The organism is Dyadobacter sp., from assembly GCF_051859145.1.
Lineage (GTDB): Bacteria > Bacteroidota > Bacteroidia > Cytophagales > Spirosomataceae > Dyadobacter.
Genome location: NZ_JBHYGF010000453.1, coordinates 1 through 3,063 on the forward strand (window position 1 = coordinate 1; position 3,063 = coordinate 3,063).

At 43.8% G+C, this 3,063-nt stretch carries 3 protein-coding genes; 1 reads left to right on the forward strand and 2 read right to left on the reverse strand.

Annotated elements, in window-relative coordinates; translation table 11 throughout:
* Nucleotides 1-1,067 (reverse strand): hypothetical protein (locus ACTIE6_RS21695; RefSeq protein WP_439558622.1); only part of this gene is annotated, 1,067 nt, incomplete at its 3' end.
* 11 nt (nucleotides 1,068-1,078) lie between these two features.
* Nucleotides 1,079-1,963 (reverse strand): glycosyltransferase family 2 protein, encoded by an 885-nt coding sequence (locus tag ACTIE6_RS21700; RefSeq protein WP_439558623.1) that lies wholly within the window; start codon nucleotides 1,961-1,963, stop codon nucleotides 1,079-1,081.
* Nucleotides 1,964-2,208: 245 nt separating this feature from the next.
* Here ACTIE6_RS21700 and ACTIE6_RS21705 point away from each other — a divergent pair.
* Nucleotides 2,209-3,063: ribonucleotide-diphosphate reductase subunit beta (locus ACTIE6_RS21705; protein WP_439558624.1), on the forward strand; the 855-nt coding region annotated here is incomplete at its 3' end.

Here is a 3,063-nt window from a genome sequence, read left to right on the forward strand (position 1 = left end):
ATTCCGAATGTTCCGATTACGACATAAGCAGCTAGAACTGTCTTTAATGCAGTATTCCGGAAAGGTTTTGCCCTGTATAATTCATATACCAGGATCAGCATGAAAGGCATGAATACCAGCATATAGACGCTGGAATTTGACTTTGTAATCAACCAGAAAGAAATGAACAATGTCAGGCTGAATACCTTCAATTTCTGCGGTATCAAACCTGTGTAACTTCGCTGATGCCAAAGCAAAAAAACAAGCAGCAGCGAGAGTGCCAGTTGCTCGGGTGATTTGAAAAACAAAATGGGATACGTGAGATACTGCAGTACCTTGGTGGACAGCCTGAAACTTTCCTTTGTCATCGGATCGCCTGAAAATTGCACGTACCAGGCAACAAATCCATTTTCAATGTTCAGAATATCCGCGAAATAAAACAGGGATATCAATCCACCTGCAAACCCAAAGAAAAAAGCACGGCGGTATTCTTTGCAGTACATCAAGGTGAAAAATCCTGCTATCAGATAAATTACCCCATTTAAATGGCACAAAAATGCCAGACCCGCCAACAATCCTGCCAATACAACTTTCCTATTCGTAATCTTCTCTGGCGCCAAATACAGGAAACATCCGAACCCCAACGCGGCAACCATCATTTCTGGCCTATTTTCAAAACTCATTTTGATCAAAAGCCTGTTGGAGAAAATCAACACAAGCACTGCCAGTACATACCAGGAGCTCAGGGCTCCTTGCCTTTTGCTTACATAAAAAACCAGCTGAAAAATGACAACAAAAAAGAAGATAAGGCCGACAAATTGCAGCACCGGTAAATGGTAGCCAAACAGCCGGATCATGCCTGCACCAAAAATCAGGAAAAGCTTGTGGCTGACGAAAATTTGCTTCTCACAACCCAATAATCCCCGAAAGAACTCCGACCGGATTATACCACTTTTCTGCAACCAGAAAGCCTGCTCACCCAACCAGGCGTCGTCGCCGGTAGGGTACCGATGAAAGTAGGATAGCAAAGTGAGCGCAACGAAAAACGATAGAATAGCAAATAATTTGCCTCTTGATATTTCCAGCATTTAGAAACAATTCACAAAAACTTGTAATTGCGAAACTCAAATAGCCGCCGCCCGGTCTTTTTTTCGTACCAGTACAAAAGCGCGTCTTTCAGGCGGAATTTCTTTTTTGATATATCCAGATCCACTTTCCAGGTCTGACTTTCAATGCGTTTGCGCATCACAGCCGGGTGCGTTCCGTCAAATATCCGGATCGAATCAAACTCTTCATAATTAAAAAAATCCTCCGATTGCAGGATCTTTTCCCATTCATTATCCTCGTTCCAGAAGCGACTTACATTTTTCATTTTGGTCTTCATCTGGACCGGACTTTTCACCCACCCATAATGATATACGGCAGCGCCCGAATGCTTCACATTCAACTTCGTTTTGCCCCGCCGAAATCCCTGCGCGTCTCTGAATGCGGTAATTAGTGTCTCATTTGGTGCCTTTTCATTCCTGATGATCCGTATTTCGCGGCGGTACCATTTGCGGCTGTCGCCTACATAATCGTAGGTCCCATAAAAGTGAAGATAGTCAAAAACCAAGCCTTCCACTTCCGGATTGTTTACATATTTTTTGCAGGATTCGAGAATGGCCGGATGGTACTTTTCGTGCACCACCTCATCGCCTTGAATGTAAAATGCCCAGTCACTGTCCGGCGAAATCTGCTGCAAAGCTTTGTCCGTTTCAACAGCCAGCACTTTTCCGCCGGCACGCAGGGACATATCCCATTCCGATTCAACGATCCGGATCTTATCAGAGGGGATAGACTTAATCAAATCCAGTGTACCATCGTCGCTAACCCCAACACTCACAAGCATTTCATCGACGACCGGAAGGATAGAAGTGATTGCCTCGACGATAGGATAATCGTTAATAACCGCGTTTCTGATGATGGTAAATCCGGAAATTTTCAACAGTATATAGGTTTAAATTGACTAACGATCCGCAGCTTTCCTACCAACAATTAAGGTCTTGAAAGAAGCAAAGTTAAAGCATTCCTGACAAGTATCGTCAGAAATAAGTCTCTCCATTTGACTTGTCCGGCCTTGAGTTTTCGGGCCAAAGCATGTAGATTTGTTATTCCCGGCTGCTGCTATCTCTGGCCATCGACACACAGCGGGTTGTTCAAAATTTATCCCCGTATATACTCAAACTAATTATGTCACAAGAACTTGCGCGTCAGGAGCCCCTGCTGATAGAAGATCCATTGCGGTTTGTTTTGTTTCCTATTAAACATTCCGATATCTGGGAAATGTACAAAAGACATGAGGCTTCATTCTGGACTGCCGAGGAGATTGATCTTGGGCAGGATATGAAGGATTGGGAGAATCTCAATGATGGGGAACGCCACTTCATTTCGCACGTACTTGCATTCTTTGCAGCCTCAGACGGCATTGTAAATGAGAACCTTGCGGTTAATTTCCTAAGTGAAGTTCAGTATGCGGAGGCAAAATGTTTCTATGGTTTCCAGATCGCAATGGAAAACATCCACTCCGAAACTTACTCGTTGCTGATTGATACTTACATTAAAGATGCAGTTGAAAAGGACCGTCTGTTACGGGCAATTGAAACAGTTCCTTGCGTAGGTAAAAAAGCAGAATGGGCATTGAAATGGATCAACAGTCCGGTTTTCGCTGAAAGGATTATTGCATTTGCAGCCGTCGAAGGAATCTTCTTCTCAGGCTCATTCTGCTCTATTTTCTGGTTGAAAAAGCGGGGCTTAATGCCCGGACTTTCTTTTTCTAATGAATTGATTTCCAGAGACGAAGGTCTGCATTGTGAGTTTGCTTGTCTCCTTTATACAAGACACATTGTCAACCAACTCGATCCTGCAAGAGTAATCGAAATCATGCTGGACGCAGTGGAAATTGAAAAAGAATTCATCACCGAAGCATTGCCGGTTTCACTGATCGGCATGAATGCGGATTTGATGAAACAATACATCGAATACATCGCCGACTTCTGGCTCGAAAGACTCGGTTGCGAAAAGCAATTCGGCTCAGCGAACCCATTC